Genomic DNA, 17,116 nt, shown 5'->3' with positions numbered 1-17,116 from the left:
CAGGCAGCCCGTGGAACATTAAATGGCGAAAAGCGGCCATATAGGTCGCAACAGTAGATTATGCCCTGCAAGAAGTAACCTGAAAACACGTTCCACGCTTCTGAACAGTTCCATATGCCATTCGCAACGCTCAATAAGTGCAGTAGCATGGTCTTAGCTGAGTGTGGCAACTGCTGTCTTAACCAATGCCACTCCAATGCGCCATTAGGGCGGACATACCTCCGGGCTCGATAGAGAAACGGCAACTCGTAAGGCAGCTGCAAATTGAGTTGGCGGAGGAAACCAATGGCCGTGAAGTGCAGACAAATGAGAGCCAAGCCAACGAAAAAGCCGCCCCGCGGCGACAGGTCTGCTGGAGAACCTGACGCTGCGGGGCGGCTACTTTGCCGAATGAGGCGCTAAAACGATAGGCGCAAATCTTCCACTTCCCAGTTGGCGCGGATTTGCACGGGCTGGGGCAGCAGGTACACCGGCTCAGCGGGCAACAGCAACTGCGGATCTGCACCACTCCAGCGGCCATCGGCGTTGGCATCAACCAGCACCCGAATAGTATAGGGGCCCGGGGCCATCCGGTCGAAGCGGAATGTATTGCGCGGGTTTTCCAGGGTGGCTGCCACGGCGCCCTGAGCATCGAGCAGTTGCACTTCGTAGCGCGTATACTTAGTTTGGATGGTGCCGGCCACGCTGCCCGTGCCCGACTGCTCGGTAACGCGCAGCCGCAGCGGCCGGGCCCCCAGCCGCTGCCCCGAAATGGTGGTGACGTTTACGGTATCGAGACGGAGCGTGACGGTGGTTTTGGCTTTGGTGTTGAGCAGCACTGTGAGGCGGGAGCGGTCCGGGCTGAGCTTCACCTCGGCACCCAGTGGCAGCGCCCTACGCGTGAGAGAGTCTTCCTGCAGCAGCACGGCAGGTTTGCCGGCCGCCACCCGGATCGGCTCTGTGAATACAAAGCGCACCTCGCCCTGCCGGTACACCTCGCGCGGGCTGCCTTCCACCGAATACACCGGCGGGCGACGGGTAGGAGCCGTGCCTTGGAACTTCACATTGATAGTGTCGCGGCTGGTGTTACCGGCGCTGTCGGTGGCAGCCAGCAGGTAGCGGCCTTCCGTAAGGGCGGCGGTGCGAAAGAGCGCCACAGCCCGGCCCTGCTCCTGCAATTGGGTGGCCTCAGCCAGCGCCGGTGTAGCGGCGGCACCCAGAGAAGCCAGCGTAGCCGTGCGCAAACCCTCATTGTAGCTCACCTTAAACTGCGCTGGAGCTGCCTGCTGGCCGCTCACTACGGGGCGGCGGGCATCGGGGCGCACCAGCTCCAGACGCACGGTATCGGGCCGGGCATCAATGGTAATGGGCTGGGGCAAGTAGGCAATCTTCTCGCCGTCGTCGTAGCGGGTGTTTTGGTTTTTGTCGAGCAGCGCATAGATGCGGTAGCGGCCAGCCTTGAGGTTACGGAGGCTGTACACGCCGCTTTTGTCGGTGCGGGCCAGGTAATAAGGCTTGCCGCGGCGCAGGCCGGCCGTGTCGGCTTCGGGGTAAAGCAGCACGGAGGCAGCATCGGCGGGTTGCTGCGTGAGCAGGGTGCGCACGGTGCCCTGCACAGCCCCAGAATCCAGCACGGCCCCGGTGCTGAAGCTCACGCGGGCATCAGTAGCGGGCAGGCTTTCGGTGATGTCGCTGATGGCGTTGCCGAAGTTGAACGAGTAGGTAGTGTTTTCGTCGAGAGGCTTGTCGAACACCAGCGAAATGGCGTTGCGCTCCTCACGCACCTTGTACTTGTTGTCGTCGGGGATGGTGGGCGCAATGATGAGGTTCTTCTGCAGATCCTTGAGCTGCACAGCTTCCGAAAACTCCAGCCGTACCACCTGAGTGCGGGCATTGCGGGCCCCATCGGCTGGCACCGAGCGCACCAGCTTGGGCGGCAGAATGTCGCGCGGGCCACCCTGCGGTGAGCTGATGGAAGCGCAACCGGCCAGACCAGCCGCGGCCGAAAGCAGGAACAGGAAACTAGCGCGAGCGGACATTGTAGAGCAGAAGCGTGGAAACAGTAAGTACGGCCAACGCAAGGGCGGCAAAAAGCGCCGTCTTGCGGGTCGGCTTGTCGTCGTCAGTCACCGACGAAGGCGGGTCGGGCACCAGGGCAGGGCGCTGCCGAAGCGTGTCGGCCGGAGGGCGCCGGCTAGTATCGGGCAGATGCGTGGCCGCCATAACGCCGGATGGGGGCCGGGCCGTATGCGCCGGCAGTGGCAGCGGCCCGGTAGTTGAAAGCCAGCGCGGTAGCCCCTCCCCTACCCTGCCTCCCCGGCCGGGCAATGGCCCGGCGGCCAGCAGGAGTCCGAGTACCAGGGCTGCCGGCGTGCGCATAGACTCAACGTTTGGTGGCCACGTAAATCAGGCTCGAATACTGCCCTTCGTGCTGCTCGGCATACTGGTTGGACTTGTAGCCGGCCTTCAGCACGGCCAGCATGCCGCCGTTGCGCTCGGCGCGGTGCTTTTCGCTGAGCATGCTCACGTAGTAGGCATCCAGGGCCATCGGCAGCGTTTCCATCACCTGCATTTTATGCTTTTTGAGCAGCTGGGTCATGGTTTTGGAGCTGAAATGGTAGAGGTGGCGCGGCACATCGTAAGCGGCCCAGTCCTGGCGGTAGTGCTGCGCGTCGAGGCTGTCCACGTTCGGTACCGCAATCAGCAGCACGCCGTCGGGCTTCAACAAGCTGATGAGCTGGGTGAGGGTTTCGTTCAGGCTATGAACGTGTTCGAGCACGTGCCAGAGCGTAATGGCATCGAACGAACCCGCCTGATACGTCACCAGACTCTCGGTGCCTACTGGCTGCCCTACCCGCTCGGTAGCATCCTCCCGGGCCCGGGCATTGGGCTCCCAGCCGGCCACCTGCCAGCCATCGGCCTTGGCGGCGGCCAGAAAGTGCCCCGTGCCGCAGCCGTAGTCGAAGAGGCGGCCTTTGCGCGGGGCCAGCTTGTTGAGCAGCCCCACTTTACGGCGCATCGTGAAGAAGCGCGCTACTTTGTAGGCCTGGTTGATCACCCCTCCTGCCCCGCTGTTGTGCGACACATACTCGTCCGACTCGTAATAGCGGCCGATATGGGCGGCGTCGGGCCGGGGGTTGGTGAACTGGAATGTGCACGCCTCGCACTGCTGAATGGCGAAACTCTCCTTGCTGACTGACTTATCCTCGACCACCAGCTTGTTGCGAAACTCCGTTTTGCCGCAAACCGGGCACTTCTCCAAACGCTCGTAAATCACAGATGCTCGCTGATTATGTTGATTCCGCTGATTGCGACGACCAACCTGCGCAAAGAAGCCGGCCGCTTTGGTTTTGTGCTTCTGTCATCCTGAGCGGAGCGAAGGACCTTATCACATTGGAACGACTCGTTCTTTCGTCGTGCTGACGTGATAATGTCCTTCGCTCCGCTCAGGATGACAAGAACTACCGTCCCAAATATACCATCAGCACCGACACGTCGGCTGGGCTTACGCCGCTGATGCGGCTGGCCTGGCCCAAGGTTTCGGGCTGGACTTTGAGCAACTTCTCGCGGGCTTCGTGCGAGAGGGCGGGCATAGCGGTGTAGTCGAGGCGGCCCTGGATGACGAAGTTTTCCAGCTCCTGCACGCGGGCGGCCTGCTGGTGTTCCTTCTCCAGGTAGGCCTCGTACTTCACCAGAATTTCGGCCTGCTCCAGCGCGTCGGGGCGGTACGGGGCCAGGGCCAGCGTGAGCTCGGGCAGTACGCGGGCCAGGGCCGGCAGCTCGATGCCGGGGCGGCGCAGCAAGTTTACGGCGCGAGTTTTCTCGCTGATGACGGCCGAGCCGATTTCCGTGAGCCAGGGGTTGATGTCCGCAGCCTCGATGCCGAAGTTCTTCAGCAGCTTGGCTACTTCCTTGGTCTGCTGCTCCTTTTCGCGCACCAGCTGCATGCGCTCCTCCGAGGCCAGACCCAATTCGTAGCCCAGCGGCGTGAGGCGTAGGTCGGCGTTGTCCTGGCGCAGCAGCAGGCGGTGCTCGGCGCGGCTCGTGAACATGCGGTAGGGCTCGTCGGTGCCCTTGTTCACGAGGTCGTCGATGAGCACGCCAATGTAAGCCTCGCTGCGCTTGAGCACGAATGGCGCCTTGCCGTGCACCTTGTTGTGGGCGTTGATGCCGGCCATCAAACCCTGGCAGGCGGCCTCCTCGTAGCCTGTGGTGCCGTTGATCTGGCCCGCGAAATACAGGTTCTGGATCCGCTTGGTTTCCAGGGTGAGTTGGAGCTGCGTCGGCGGGAAGAAGTCGTACTCGATGGCGTAGCCGGGCCGGAACATCTTGGCGTTTTCGAAGCCGGCAATCTTGCGCAGCGCGCGGTACTGCACGTCCTCGGGCAGGCTGCTCGAAAAGCCGTTCACGTACACTTCCACCGTGCTCCAACCCTCGGGCTCCACGAAAATCTGGTGGCGGTCCTTATCGGCGAAGCGGTTGATTTTGTCCTCCACCGAGGGGCAGTAGCGCGGCCCCAGGCCCTTGATGCGGCCCTGGAACATCGGCGACTTCTCAAAGCCTTCCTTCAGGATTTCGTGGACTTCGGAGTTGGTGTAGGTGATGTAGCACGGGCGCTGGTTGCGCAGCGCGGGCGTATCGAGGTAGGAAAACTTGCTGGGTACTTCGTCGCCGGCCTGTTCTTCCATTTTGCTGTAATCGAGGCTGCGGCCGTCTACGCGGGGCGGGGTGCCGGTTTTCATGCGTCCGGCCTCGAAGCCCAGCTCTAGCAGCTGCTCGGTGATACCGGTGCTGCCTTTCTCGGCGGCGCGGCCACCGCCAAACTGCTTCTCCCCGATGTGGATGAGGCCGTTCAGGAACGTGCCGTTGGTGAGCACCACCGACTTGCCGCGGAACTCAATGCCAAGCTGGGTTTTTACGCCCACGCACACGCCGTCTTCCACCACGAGACCCGTCACGGCTTCCTGCCAGAAATCTACGTTGGGGGTCTGCTCCAGCGTCAGGCGCCACTCCTCGGCAAAGCGCATGCGGTCCGACTGCGCCCGGGGGCTCCACATGGCGGGGCCTTTGGAGCGGTTCAGCATCCGGAACTGAATCATGGTTTTGTCGGTGATGATGCCCGACTGGCCGCCCAGCGCGTCCACCTCGCGCACAATCTGTCCCTTGGCCACCCCGCCCATGGCCGGGTTGCACGACATCTGCGCGATGGTGTTCATGTTCATCGTCACCAGCAGGACCTTGGAGCCCATGTTGGCGGCCGCGGCGGCGGCCTCACAGCCGGCGTGCCCGGCTCCTACTACAATGACGTCGTATTCTTCTTGCTGAAACATGAATTCGCGGATTTAAGCTAACTGGGCGGTTTGAGCGGCGTGTTGCTGGCAGCCAACCAATGCGGCTGGCCGTTGCTGCGTTGCGCAGACCGTTTGCAGGAAACAGACTGCACCGGGGGGAAAGTTCGCGCTACGGTTAAACAGAAAACGCCCGCAGGTGGCAGGCGCTTTGTCAGGAAAACCGTGGCCGAATGCCCTACGCAACACGCTCAAAACGTGCGCAAAGATACGCAGAACGGCGCGTTTTTGCGCGGCCCGGCACTTACGCTTCGTCGTCGGGCGCGAAGTCGTCCTCGTTCCAATCAGTCATCAACTCCGCCGCTTGGCGGTTTACTTCTGGCCAGGAAAACGGCAGCCATTGCCCGGTCAGGCAGTCGAACACCTCCGTGGCGGCCGGGCAGGGGAACAGCTTGTAGTCGAACTTGGGGTAGTTGTGGACCACGTAACCGGGATAGTAATAGAAGTGACCCAGCGCCTTGGCGTGTTCCAGCTTTAGCAGCATCAGCACCTTGCCCAAACTGAATTTGCGGTACTCGGGGTGGTAGAAGTTCATGATGCCGGCCAGCGTGCGGGCCCCGTTATCGAAGATGCCGGCCGCCACCAGCCGCGCCCCGTCCCGGATTTCCAGCACCTCCGTGCTGAACACGTTGTGGGTGGAGCCGGCCAGCAGAAAAGCCTCTACCGTGGGCGGGGCATCAAAGGTGATGGACTGGCGGTAGGCGGCGTACAGTTCCTCCAACTCCGCCGTGAGCCGAAACGGCCGTCGCACTACCGTGAACCGCTCGGCCAGGCGCAGCAGGCGGCGCTGCTCGGGGCCGTAGTGCACGCGGGCCAGCTCCAGCCGCAGCCAGTGCACTGTGTACAGCTCGTTTTCGATGGGTAGGAACCGGCAGGTAAACAGGTCCTGGTGCATCCGGTAATACCCCTGCCCCAAGTAGTAGTCCAGCGCTGGGCCGGGAATGATGCGGATAGGATGTGAGGTAGCAGACATAGCAGAGTAGCCAAGATAGTTGGGGGCATTTGGGGCAATCAGAATACAAAAGAACGTCATGCTGAGCTTGCCGAAGCATCTCTCCCGCTTCGTTGCGGTAGCAATTGATTACCCTCAGTAGAGATGCTTTGGCAAGCTCAGCATGACGTTCTTTTATTAACTGGTAATCAATACATAAACCAATCAACAAAAAACGCCCACCTAATGGCGGGCGTTTCTATGTACTTAAAGCAATACAGCTTAGAACGTGCGCAATGAGAGGCAGTCGTCTTCCTTTTTACGCATGGCGGTCTGGCTGAGTAGGTCCTTATCGGCATAACCGAGCAGGTGCAGCACTCCATGAATCATGACGCGGTGCAGCTCGTCGCGGAACGTGACGCCGTGAGTCACGGCGTTTTCACGCACCCGGTCCACCGAAATGAAGATGTCGCCCTCGATGATGTCGGCGTCGTCGGCGTTGTCGAAGGTGATGACGTCGGTGTAGGTGTCGTGGTCGAGGTACTCCACGTTCACTTTGTGCAGGTATTCGTCGGAGCAGAAAATGTAGGTGAGCTGCACGATTTCATACTCGTGCACTTCCGCCACCCGCTCAATCCAGGACGTTAACTCCTCGGCGTCGGCGACTTTAAAATCGACATCCTCCACCAAAAACTCGATGCCCGCACCTTCGTCGCGGCCGAAATCATCGTCGTCCTGGTCGTTGTGTGGGGCTGGCATTTCACTCATTGCCGCGGCTGGCTGGTTAGTGAGAGTGTATTTCAGAGCCGTTGACGGCCGAATCAGAATCGGTGGAAGGCGCGGGCAGCAAGAACGTGAGCTGCACATTGCGGCCGTCTTTTTGGAACTCCACTTCGTCGGCGAGGTGGCGAATCAAAAAGATGCCGCGGCCACCAGGGTTTTCCAGGTTTTCGGGCGCCGTGGGGTCAATCAGGTTGGTATAGTCAAAGCCTTGCCCTTCGTCCTCTACTTCAAAGCGCACTTTGGTGTGGTCGGCGTACAGCGAGAGGTATACGTTTTTGTCTTTATCGAACTTGTTGCCGTGGCGGATAGCATTATTAACTGCCTCCGTGACGGCAACCATGATGTTGCCGTAGATGTCGTCTTCGATCTGGAAGGCATCTTTCGAATTGTCGATAAAGCTTTCCACTACGCGGATGTTCTCAACGAGGGAAGGAATCTGGATTTTAACTTGCTTCATTAGGTAGTGTTGAGGGAGCGGCGGGGCGCAAACTTAGCGAGTGGTTATTTCATTTTCTGAAAATATTCACTTACCTCCCGCTGATAGTAGGGCGTGAGGGCCGGTGGCACGGTGCGCAGCAGCTCGGTCTGACGATCTTTCTGGCGTTTGTACTGATTAAAGGCAGGTGGAAACACAGGTGGACGATTCTGAGCAGTCTGGGCTTCACGCTTCTCTTCCTGGTCCCGCTCCCGGGCCGATTTCTCGGCCTCCAGCAAACGGGTAAGGATTTGACGCTGACGCAGAACAGTCTGCTCCGTCAGCCGCTTGTTTACGAGGTCGGTTTCGGTTTGTTCCATTAATTTTTTCGCCTCGCCGGTGCCGCCACCGCCGGCTTCCCCTTTGCCATCTTTTTGGCCGGGCTTGCTGCCTTTTTGCTGTTTTTCCAACTCCTGCAGCGCTTGGCGCAGCATCTGCTGCTGGGCCGCCAGCTTCGCCAGGTCCTCGCTCAGGGCGCGGCCGGTTTTGCCGCTTTGCTGCAGCTGCTGAATCTGTTGGTTGAGCTGCTGCTGCATCTTGCCGAGCTGGCCTTCGCCGGCGCTGCTGCCTTTTTTCTTCTTTTTGCCGGGCTTGCCTCCCCCCTGCTGCTGCTGGCTCTGGCTTTCGCGCTGGTCCTGCTGCATCTGCTGCAACGCCGAGTTCAGCATCAGGGCCAAGTTGTTCATGCTGGTCATGGCTTGCTGCTGGCTGGCGGTGGCGCGGCCCACGTCGCGCTGCCGGATGTGGTCGAGGCTTTCGTCCATGCGGCCATTCATCTCGCCCACTTCCCGCGTGATAAAGCTCTGAATCGGGAAGGCGCGCTTGGCCAGCGCATACAAGGAGTCCTGCACCACGCGGGCGTCGTCTTTGAGCTTGCGCTGGGTTTGGCTGAGCTGCACGAAGCGCGGGTCGCTCTGGTCGACGCGGCGGAAGTCCTTGGCCAGGGCCTCCTGGTCGAAGCTGAGCTTGAGCAGGTTTTCGAGGATGTCGCGCAGGTCGTCGATGTTTTCCTGCTGCTGGTCCTGCTCCTCCTCGCTCATCTGCTGCTTCATCTTCTGGGCCATCTGCTGCATCTTCTGGGCGGCCTGCTTCTGGCTCTGGCTGGCTTTCTGGTTCTGGTTTTTGCCTAGCTGCTGCTCGCCTTCCTGCATCTGCTCATCTACCTGCTCCTGCTCGGGCTTCATTTCGTCGGCGCCGTTTTCGTTGCCGAGTTGGTCGTCCATCTTCTTGAGGTCCTGCAGGTCTTTCTTCAGCTCATTGAACTCCTGCTGCTTTTGCTGCTGCTCTTTCTGAAGCTGGTCGTTTTTGGCCTTTTGCTGCTCATTGTTGAGCTTGTTGTCGGGGTTCTGCTTGTCGTTTTTCTGGGTGTCGTCGGCCAGCTTCTGCTCGTCTTTGGCTAGCTGCTCCAGCTTGTCGAGGGCGGCTTCCTGCTTCTGCTCGAACTGCAGCTGCTTGAACATTTCGAGGGCGCGCTCCAGCTCTTTCTGCAAGGTATTTTCCTTGTTTTCGAGTTGCTGCAGCAGTTTCTGCATGTCGGGCTGGGTCATGTCCTGCTGCTTTTCCAGCAGCTTCTGCAACTCGTCGTAAAGCTTCTTGGTTTCCGGGTCGAGCAGGCTTTCCATCAGCTTCTGCAGCTCCTGGGCTTTCTCGGCCAGCTCCTGGCTTTTGGGGTCTAGCTCGTCCTGCTTCTGCGTCAGCTCGTCAAACAGCTTTTTCATGTCCTGCATCTGCTGGTCCATCTGCTGCTTCTGTTCCAGCATATCCTGCAGCTGCTTGCGGTCCTGGAAATTCAGGTCGCGCTTGGTCTTGAGCTTGTCCTGACTTTTGGCCAGCTCGCGCTCCAGCTTCTTGCTTTGCTCGCTGGCTTTGCTGAGCTGGCTCTGCACCGACTCGGCCTGCGAGTTCAGCTGTTCGCGCAGCTCGGTGCGGCTGGGCAGCCGGAACTCCGCCGCCCGCGTGCGCGCCGACTTGGGGCCGTGCACGCCGTCGTTGTCCCAGACCTGCACGAAGTACTCTAGCCGGTCGCCGGGCTGCATTTTCAAGGAGCGCAAATCCCACTGGTAGGCGTAGGCCTGCACCGGCCCGCGCGCCAGCGGCAACGCCCGCGCCTGATACGCCGCGTTGGGTCGGGCCTTGCTGGTGAGGCGGTAATGCAGCTGCAACCGCGAGAGGCCGTAGTCGTCGCGCAGGTTGCCGCCGAGGGCCAGGTAGCGCAGCGAGGTGGTGTCGGGGAAAGACTCCAGACTAATTTCCGGGCCCTGGTCGGCAATGGCCGTGAGCTGGTACTCGATTGGGTCACGGTTGAGGCTGGCCGGGTTGCGCAAACGCACAGCGTAATTCTGGGTGCGGCTCACCACCCGCGTAGCCGTGAAGGCGTCTTCGTCGCGGGCGGCATTCAGCGTCACGTCGGGGTTCTGGAACAGCAGCTGTAGCTGCTCGGTGGCCTGCGTAGCAAAGCGCCAGCGCACGGTGCTGCCCTCGGGCACAGTGAGGTTGCCGGTGTTGCGGATGGTTTCGGTGGGCTTGCCCAGGTAGGCCGGATACGTCACGTCCACCTGAAAGTCGCGCAGGTTGGGACGCTGGCGCAAGCGCAGGTCGTAGTCCTCGGACGTAACATCAGCGGCGGCCAGCTGAAACGCCACGTCCTGCTGCAGCTGCTGAAACTGGTAGCTGAAGTGGCCAGGCCGGTCCTGCACCAGATGCCGCTCCCGGCCGCCGTACTCAATCGTGACGTCGTTGGGCAGCGCCTCGCCTTCCACCGCCACCTGTAGCTTGAAATCTTCGCCTTTGAAAGCGGTAAGGACTTTGTTTTCAATGATGAATCGGAACGGGGCCGGTGGCGCGTATTTCTGGCGGTAGTTGAGTATGCGGGCCGTGCCCTGCACGAAAAACGCCGGGTACACCAGCAGCACGGCCATAATCACGAGGGCCGGCACGGCCACGTACTTCCACAGCGGCCGGGTTTGCTGCCGGATATTGATGCCATTTTCGAACTGTACGCCCGCCAGCTGGCCGGCGCGTTGCTCCAAGCTGGCCGCAATCAGGGCGTTGCCTTTGGCCTGATCCTGGAGTTGCAGCGCGTTCAGCAACTTGTCCTGCACATCCGGAAACAACTCCCCCACGCGCTGGGCGGCCTGCTCGTCGCTGAGCAAACGGCGTAGGTTGGTGAGGGCGGCCAGCGGCTGCCAGATCCAGCGCATAAACGTGTATACCACCAGCCCCAGAAACCCAAACAGCAGCCCGCCCCGCACCCAGGTAGGCAGGTACAGGAAGTATTCGAGCAGGTTGAGCACCAAGAACAAGCTCAGCAGCAGCGCGCCGGCCACCAGGGCCCCACGCACCAGCAAGCTCAGGTAGAATTTGCGCTTGAAGGCCTCCAGCCGGGCCAGCACTTCACGCAAGGCAGATGTAGTAGCAGACGATTCTTGCGACACAGGCATATCCAACGGCCTCTATTGGCCTCCGGGGAAAGATACGGATTAAGCAGCGCGGGCTGCACGCCCACCGCCGCTACAACCGGGTTTGGTGCGCACCGGTTCCGGAAATAGCGGCCCATATGGTAACCAATCGGACAGCCACCGCCGTCAGACCAGCAGTCAGCATCAGGCATAAAAAAAGCCCTGGCTGATGTGCCAGAGCTTTTTAGCGGGTTTTCCGTTTGATACCGGTTCCTGTATACTGCTGTTGTACAGCACATACAGTAGCAGCAGTAGCAGGAGTATATAGCCTACAATGGGGACGATGCGCCGCTGCGACTGAGACGCTGCAACATCATGCTCATCCAGAGTATGCAGGTGATTGGGCGGAGAAGTTGGGAGCATAGAAACGAAACTAAGTGTAGCCTGCAGGCCCGCGACAACCCCACCCCACAGCGCGAAGTTCCCGCGGATGAGAAATAATAAAAAAGCCCGATTCCAGCTGAAATCGGGCTTTTTTTCTGGAATTTAAAGAGCGTTACTCGCCTTTACCGGCGGTGCCGTCGGCAGAGGTTTTCTGCTTGCGCTTCTCTTTGCCTTCCTTGCCTTTCTTCACGGTTTTCACCTTCTCGGTGCCGGCCGGTACCACCGGGGCGCCAGCTGCGGGCGTGGGTGTTGCAGCAGCAGCGGGGGCTGGCGTAGTAGCCACGCGGTTACCGTTCAAATCCAGCTCCACTACTTCGTAGCCCAGTTCCGAGAGGCCCGGGAAAGCCTTGGCCCGGTCGCCGACTACCACGATGTACATCTGGTCGATGGGCAGGTACTTCTGGGCGCTGGCCTGCAGGTCTTCCTTTTTCAGGGCCTTCAGGATTTCGCTTTGCTTGCTCACGTAGTTGGTGGGCAGATCGTATTCCAACAGGCGGCCTAGGAAGGCGGCCTTCTGCTGGCCGGTTTCATACTTCAGGGCGTCGCTCTGGCCCACGGAAGCCTGCAGGAACTGCAGTTCTTCGTCGGTGGCACCGTCGCGGTAGTTCTTGATTTCCTTCACGAACTCCTTCACCGAAGCCGCCGTGGCATCGGCACGTACGCCGGCCTGGGCCGTATAGGGGCCCACGAAGCGGCTGCCCTGGAAGCCCGAGCGGGCACCGTAGGTGTAGCCTTTGTCTTCGCGCAGGTTCAGGTTGATGCGCGAGTTGAAGGCGCCGCCCAGGATGTAGTTGGCCAGGTAAGCGCGGTAGTAGTCGCCGGTGGCATCGTAGGTGAGCGGCGTGAGGTAGCCCACCCGGATTTCCGACTGCGCGGCGCCGTCCTTGTTTACGAAGTAGATGCGCGTCTTGTCGGGCTGCTCGGCGGCGGGGCCGGCCGGGATGGTCACGGCCTTGCGGCCCCAGGTTTTCAGGAAGTTCAGGCGCGGCAGCAAGTCCTTCTGGTCCACGTCGCCTACCACGGTCAGGTAGCTCACGTTGGGCGCGTAGTTCTGCTGGTAGAACTGCTTCACCTCATCGAGCGTGATGCCCTGCACCGAGGTAGTCGAGCCCGAAGTCGGCACGCTCATCACGCTGCCGGGGCCGTAGAGCAAGCGGGCATAGGTGTTGTTGGCAATTGCTACCGGCTGCGTACTCTGGTTGGCAATGCCTTCCAAGGTCTGCTTCTTGAGGCGGTCGAAATCAGCCTGAGCGAAGCGCGGACGCAGCAGCATTTCTTCTACCAGCGCCAGCGTGGCGGGCAGGTTTTTGGTGAGGCTCCGGATTACAACAGTTGTGTTGTCGTCGCCGGCGTAGGTCTGCACGTCGCTGCCCAGCTTCTCCAGGGCGCCGGCAAACTGCTCGCCGGTGTATTTCTGGGTGCCCTCTTCCAGCATAGAAGCTGTGAGCGAGGCAATGCCGGCTTTGTTGGGGTTCTGCTGCTCCAGGCGGTGGCCGCCGCTGATGTTGAGCAGCATGGTCACGGTTGGAATTTCGGCGTTGCGGTTGCCGATGATGCGCAGGCCGTTGTCGAAATCCGTCCGCCACACGGTGGGCACCTGCACTACGGGGTTGGCGCCGCCTTTCGGCTGCACGGCCCGGTCAAAGCTGTCGGTGGCCTTCACGTATTTCAGGTTAGCGTACTCATCGGTAGCGGGGGCTTTGTAGCCTTCCTTGCTCACGGTGTAGTTGTCGGCCTTGGCTACCAGAGCGTTGCTGCCTTTTGGTATCACGCTCAGGACCACGGCTTTCTTGCCTTTGATGTACTGGTTGTACACGCGCTGGACATCGGCTTTGGTGAGGCTGCGGATGCGCTGCAGCTCCTGAGGCAGGCGGTTGGGGTTGCCCACGTAGGTCTGGTAGGCGGCCAGCTGGCTCACCTTGCCGCTCACGCTGGCTAGGCCGTTCACCACGCTGGCCTCCCGCGAGGCCTTGAAGCGGGCCACGTCGTCGTCAGTCACGCCGCGCTTCTCGAACTCCACCAGCGTTTTGCGCACAATGGCTTCGGTGCTGTCGAGACCTTTGCCGGGCAGGCTGAGGGCCACCATCGTAAACTCCCCGGCCAGCTCGGAGCTGGGGTGGTAGGCCTGCGTTTGCACGGCCTTCTGGGTTTTGATTAGGTTCTTGTAGAGCAACGACGTTTTACCGCCACCGATGATGTCGGCCAGCGCGTCCAGGGCCACCTCGTCGGGGTGGTACTGCGGCACGGTCGGGAACACCATCTGCAGCATCGGGAAGCGCACGTTGTCCTGGTAGCTCACGTAGCGGTCCTGGGTCAGCACGGGCGCGGGCAGCTTCATGTTCTGCACGGCCGGGCCCCGCTGGATGCTGCCGAAGTATTTCTCCACCAGCTTCACCACTTCGGCCGGCTTCACGTCGCCGCCCACCGTTACGGTGGCGTTGTTGGGGCCGTACCAGCGCAAAAAGAAGTTCTTCAGGTCGTCGACGTTGGAACGGTCCAGGTCTTCGAGGTAGCCGATGGTCATCCACGAATACGGGTGGCCATATGGGTACAGCGTCTTGGACACGTTTTCGGAGGCCAGACCGTAAGGGCGGTTGTCGTAGTTCTGGCCCCGCTCGTTTTTCACGGTGGAGCGCTGCACCTCAAACTTCTGCTGCGTCACGGCATCCAATAGGAAGCCCATGCGGTCCGACTCCAGCCACAGCGCGGTTTCCAGCTGGTTGCTGGGCACGGTTTCAAAGTAGTTGGTTCGGTCGCGGTTGGTGGTACCGTTCAGCGTGCCGCCCGACGACGTCACGAGCTTGAAGTGCTGCTCGTCGGCTACGTGGTCGGAGCCCTGGAACATCATGTGCTCGAAGAAGTGGGCAAAGCCCGACTTGCCAATAGTTTCGCGGGCTGAGCCTACGTGGTAGGTCACGTCTATGTGGGCCAGCGGGTCGGAGTGGTCTTCGTGGATGAGCAGCGTGAGGCCGTTGGGTAGCACGTATTTTTCGTACGGAATTACCAGCTCAGAGCCCTTGCGGGTCACTTTCTCTACGAGGCGGGTGCCGGTGGCCGAGGCCGTAGCAGGTTTGGCCGCCGTTTTTTGCTGGGCAGCCACCGGTTGGGCAGTCAGGGCCAGACCCAAGCTCAGCAGCCAAAGTGGTTTAAAGGTCATTGGGGAAGGAATAGGTAGATGAAGGCGTGAAAATACGCGCAATAGACTCTTGCGCAACTCAGAGGCTGCATGGGCCTCACCCCCCTACCGCGCCAGAACGAGCCGTTGCCGCGCAGTGCCATCGGCAGTGCGCAGCACCACCACATACAGGCCCGCGGGCAGGTCGGCGGCGCGCAGCGTTACCTCGTGGCGGCCGGCAGCGTGCGGGCCACGGCTGAGCACCTGCACGGTGCGGCCCGCCAGGTCCAGCAGTTGCAGGTCGGCGGTTCCGGCCGTGGGCAGCGTGAAGGCGAGGTGGGTTTCCAGGCTGAAGGGGTTTGGGAAGGCAGGCTCCAGCAATACTGCCCGGCTGCTGCCCGCCACGGTCGCTAGCACCTGGAAAGTGGTTGGCGCGCTTTCGTTGTAGAGGCGGTCCAGGGCCGTGAGAACGTAGCGCGTGGGAACAATCGACGCTACGTCCTGGAAGGCCGTGGAATCGGTGATGGTGCGGATAGTGGCCGGATCAGCCAGGTCGGCGGCCGTGACGGGGCCGGCGCCGCCGGGCAGGCGGTACACCACGTACTGCCGGGCCAGCTGGCCATCGGTGGCGGCGGGGCCGGGCTGCCAGCGCAGGTCTACGCGGCCGGTAGTGGGGTTGCTGCTGATGCTGGCCTGCATGGGGGCCGTGGGCGGCACATTGTCTTTCCAGGGCATGGTGGGCACCAGCGCCGGGTGGCGGTAGAAATTAGTGCGCAACGAGTCGGCGAAGCCCAGCGGGTTGGCGCGCAGCTCAGTGGTTTTGTAGAACATGCTGCCCTGCACGTTGGGCTGCTGCCGCAAGAGCCGGATCTGGCTAGGCAGCTGGCTGGGCGAGCGGAAGCCTGGCTCGGTGGCTGTGGCGCTGATGCGGTACACGCCCTGGCCGATATAGACGTGGCGCACGGTGTCGGGGTTCACCTGCTGGCTCCACCACGGCACAATCAAGCTGTAGTTGGCCGCCGTCTGCCCGATGGCGAAGTACACCTGCGGGGCCAGGTAATCAACCCAGCCGCGGCGCAGCCACTTGCGCGAGTCGGCGAAGATGTCGGAGTAGCTCTGAAAAGCCGTGGTGGCGGTGCCGCCCACGCTGGTACCGTTGCGCCACACGCCGGGCGGCGAGATGCCGAACTTCACCCACGGCTTCACGCTCTGGATGCTGTCGGAAATCATTTTCACGAAGATGTCCACGTTGCTACGGCGCCAGTTGGCGCGGCCCGCCGTGGTAGCCGCGAAGCCGCGCGGGTCGGCGGCAAAGGCGGCATCGTCGTTGAACACCACGCCGGTTTGCGGGGCCGGGTAGAAGTAATCGTCGAAATGAATGGCGTCCACATCATAGCGGCGCACCAGGTCCATCACCACGCGGGTCAGGTACTGGCGCACGGCCGGCAGACCGGGGTTGAGCACCCGCAGCGTGCCGTAGGGCACCACCCAGTCGGGGTGTAGCACCGTAACGTGGTTGGGTGCTACCACACTGGTTGAATTGGCGTTGGTGAGGGCCCGGTAGGGGTTCAGCCAGGCATGAAACTCCAGCTCGCGGCGGTGGCTTTCGCGCACCATAAAGGCCAGCGGGTCGTAGGGCGGGCTGGGCGCCTGGCCCTGGGTGCCGGTCAGCCACTCGCTCCAGGGTTCCAGCGTGCTGGGGTACAGGGCGTCGGCGGCAGACCGCACCTGCACCACCACGGCGTTCATGCCGTTTTGCCGGTGGCTGTCCAGAATAGCTTCAAACTCCTGCCGCTGCTGGGCCGGCGTCAGGGTTTTGCGGCTGGGCCAGTCGAGGTTGAACACATGAGTTACCCAGGCGGCCCGCAGCTCGCGTTTGGGCGGGGCGGAAAGCGTTTGGGCCTGAGCAGTAGCTCCCAGCAGCAGCAGTGCCGCCAGCGTGAGGCCATGCGCCCAGCACGTGAAATACTGGTATGCGTAGCGTGTAAACATAAGAAGAAGGGTGGGATGGAAAAAAACAGGATGGATGCAACGCCGCGGCGGCGAGGCTGCTCCTAAGATAGAAGGAGCCCCCCGAATAATAGCCGGAACTTCATCCATTATTCATCTGAGCCCGCTACGTTTGGCCCGCTGCAGTGTGTACCTTTGTAGTGCTCTTACCCCACTCTATGCTCGTTGCCAACCTCGACTATCTGCTCCTCACCCACCGCCTCGATCTTGGCCAGTTGGTGTTGCGCTGGACGCGGCCGGCGACGTCGGCCGAGCACCGCGACGGGTACCAGGTAGCCCTGACGCTGGCTGAGCGTGAGAAGGTGGCCCGTTGGCTGATTGATCTGCGCAGCCGCGGCTTGGCCAACGCGGCTGACTTCCGGTGGCTGATGCACAACTTTCGGGCATCGTTGGCGGCGGCTCTACCTGGCACCCGGCCCCGGCTGGCCTACCTCGTAGCGCCCTACCACGCCGACCTGATCAATGCCCGGCTGGCCGATGAAATGGCTACCGATACGCTCGAAAGCGTTGCGGTCCGCGTTTTCACCGAAGAGCAGGCCGCTCAAAACTGGCTGCAGGGCCGCTAACTCAAGCCGAAATCAAACCCCAAAAAAAAGCCCCACCTGATGCGTTAGATGGGGCTTTTTCATGCGA

The 17,116-nt window shown here is 61.3% G+C and carries 11 protein-coding genes; 1 reads left to right on the top strand and 10 read right to left on the bottom strand.

Going from position 1 to position 17,116, the window contains the following annotated elements:
- Positions 1–398 precede the first annotated feature (398 nt).
- From H8B14_RS18105 to H8B14_RS18060, 10 genes are all read right to left on the bottom strand, one after another.
- Positions 399–2,018, bottom strand: coding sequence for an Ig-like domain-containing domain (locus H8B14_RS18105; protein WP_187317075.1), 1,620 nt, complete (start codon positions 2,016–2,018; stop codon positions 399–401).
- Positions 2,002–2,358: a hypothetical protein gene (locus H8B14_RS18100; RefSeq protein ID WP_187317074.1), complete on the bottom strand. Its 357-nt coding sequence runs from the start codon at positions 2,356–2,358 to the stop codon at positions 2,002–2,004. The genes H8B14_RS18105 and H8B14_RS18100 overlap by 17 nt, the downstream gene beginning before the upstream one ends.
- 4 nt (positions 2,359–2,362) lie before the next feature.
- Entirely contained in the window at positions 2,363–3,256 is an 894-nt protein-coding gene (locus H8B14_RS18095) for a class I SAM-dependent methyltransferase (protein WP_187317073.1), read from the bottom strand.
- Between the two features lie 184 nt (positions 3,257–3,440).
- Positions 3,441–5,309, bottom strand: a complete 1,869-nt coding sequence (gene mnmG / locus H8B14_RS18090; RefSeq protein ID WP_187317072.1) for a tRNA uridine-5-carboxymethylaminomethyl(34) synthesis enzyme MnmG — start codon at positions 5,307–5,309, stop codon at positions 3,441–3,443.
- 262 nt (positions 5,310–5,571) lie between these two features.
- Positions 5,572–6,300 (bottom strand): GNAT family N-acetyltransferase, encoded by a 729-nt coding sequence (locus H8B14_RS18085; protein WP_187317071.1) that lies wholly within the window; start codon positions 6,298–6,300, stop codon positions 5,572–5,574.
- A 240-nt stretch (positions 6,301–6,540) separates the two neighbouring features.
- Positions 6,541–7,017 carry an rRNA maturation RNase YbeY gene (gene ybeY, locus H8B14_RS18080; RefSeq protein WP_410054465.1) on the bottom strand — a complete coding sequence of 159 codons (477 nt, stop codon included), beginning with the start codon at positions 7,015–7,017 and terminating at the stop codon, positions 6,541–6,543.
- Positions 7,018–7,042: 25 nt separating this feature from the next.
- Positions 7,043–7,498: an ATP-binding protein gene (locus H8B14_RS18075; protein WP_187317069.1), complete on the bottom strand. Its 456-nt coding sequence runs from the start codon at positions 7,496–7,498 to the stop codon at positions 7,043–7,045.
- A gap of 44 nt (positions 7,499–7,542) precedes the next feature.
- Entirely contained in the window at positions 7,543–10,956 is a 3,414-nt protein-coding gene (locus tag H8B14_RS18070; protein WP_187317068.1) for a DUF4175 family protein, read from the bottom strand.
- Between the two features lie 514 nt (positions 10,957–11,470).
- Positions 11,471–14,515, bottom strand: coding sequence for a M16 family metallopeptidase (locus H8B14_RS18065; protein WP_187317067.1), 3,045 nt, complete (start codon positions 14,513–14,515; stop codon positions 11,471–11,473).
- 84 nt (positions 14,516–14,599) lie between these two features.
- Complete coding sequence (locus tag H8B14_RS18060; protein ID WP_187317066.1) at positions 14,600–16,465, bottom strand: family 10 glycosylhydrolase; 1,866 nt, start codon at positions 16,463–16,465, stop codon at positions 14,600–14,602.
- 176 nt (positions 16,466–16,641) lie between these two features.
- On the opposite strand from H8B14_RS18060, the gene H8B14_RS18055 reads away from it, so the two are divergent.
- Positions 16,642–17,049: a hypothetical protein gene (locus H8B14_RS18055; protein ID WP_187317065.1), complete on the top strand. Its 408-nt coding sequence runs from the start codon at positions 16,642–16,644 to the stop codon at positions 17,047–17,049.
- Positions 17,050–17,116 lie beyond the last annotated feature (67 nt).

The sequence above is a fragment of the Hymenobacter puniceus genome (genome assembly GCF_014333525.1).
Taxonomy (GTDB): domain Bacteria; phylum Bacteroidota; class Bacteroidia; order Cytophagales; family Hymenobacteraceae; genus Hymenobacter.
This window is presented reverse-complemented; position numbering and strand designations above follow the sequence as displayed.

Excerpts from the sequence above, each read along its gene's own strand:
- H8B14_RS18105 (WP_187317075.1), bottom strand. The coding sequence starts at position 2,018 with ATGTCCGCTCGCGCTAGTTTCCTGTTCCTGCTTTCGGCCGCGGCTGGT.
- H8B14_RS18100 (WP_187317074.1), bottom strand. The coding sequence starts at position 2,358 with ATGCGCACGCCGGCAGCCCTGGTACTCGGACTCCTGCTGGCCGCCGGG.
- mnmG (WP_187317072.1), bottom strand. The coding sequence starts at position 5,309 with ATGTTTCAGCAAGAAGAATACGACGTCATTGTAGTAGGAGCCGGGCAC.
- H8B14_RS18085 (WP_187317071.1), bottom strand. The coding sequence starts at position 6,300 with ATGTCTGCTACCTCACATCCTATCCGCATCATTCCCGGCCCAGCGCTG.
- ybeY (WP_410054465.1), bottom strand. The coding sequence starts at position 7,017 with ATGCCAGCCCCACACAACGACCAGGACGACGATGATTTCGGCCGCGAC.
- H8B14_RS18075 (WP_187317069.1), bottom strand. The coding sequence starts at position 7,498 with ATGAAGCAAGTTAAAATCCAGATTCCTTCCCTCGTTGAGAACATCCGC.
- H8B14_RS18070 (WP_187317068.1), bottom strand. The coding sequence starts at position 10,956 with ATGCCTGTGTCGCAAGAATCGTCTGCTACTACATCTGCCTTGCGTGAA.
- H8B14_RS18065 (WP_187317067.1), bottom strand. The coding sequence starts at position 14,515 with ATGACCTTTAAACCACTTTGGCTGCTGAGCTTGGGTCTGGCCCTGACT.
- H8B14_RS18060 (WP_187317066.1), bottom strand. The coding sequence starts at position 16,465 with ATGTTTACACGCTACGCATACCAGTATTTCACGTGCTGGGCGCATGGC.
- H8B14_RS18055 (WP_187317065.1), top strand. The coding sequence starts at position 16,642 with ATGCTCGTTGCCAACCTCGACTATCTGCTCCTCACCCACCGCCTCGAT.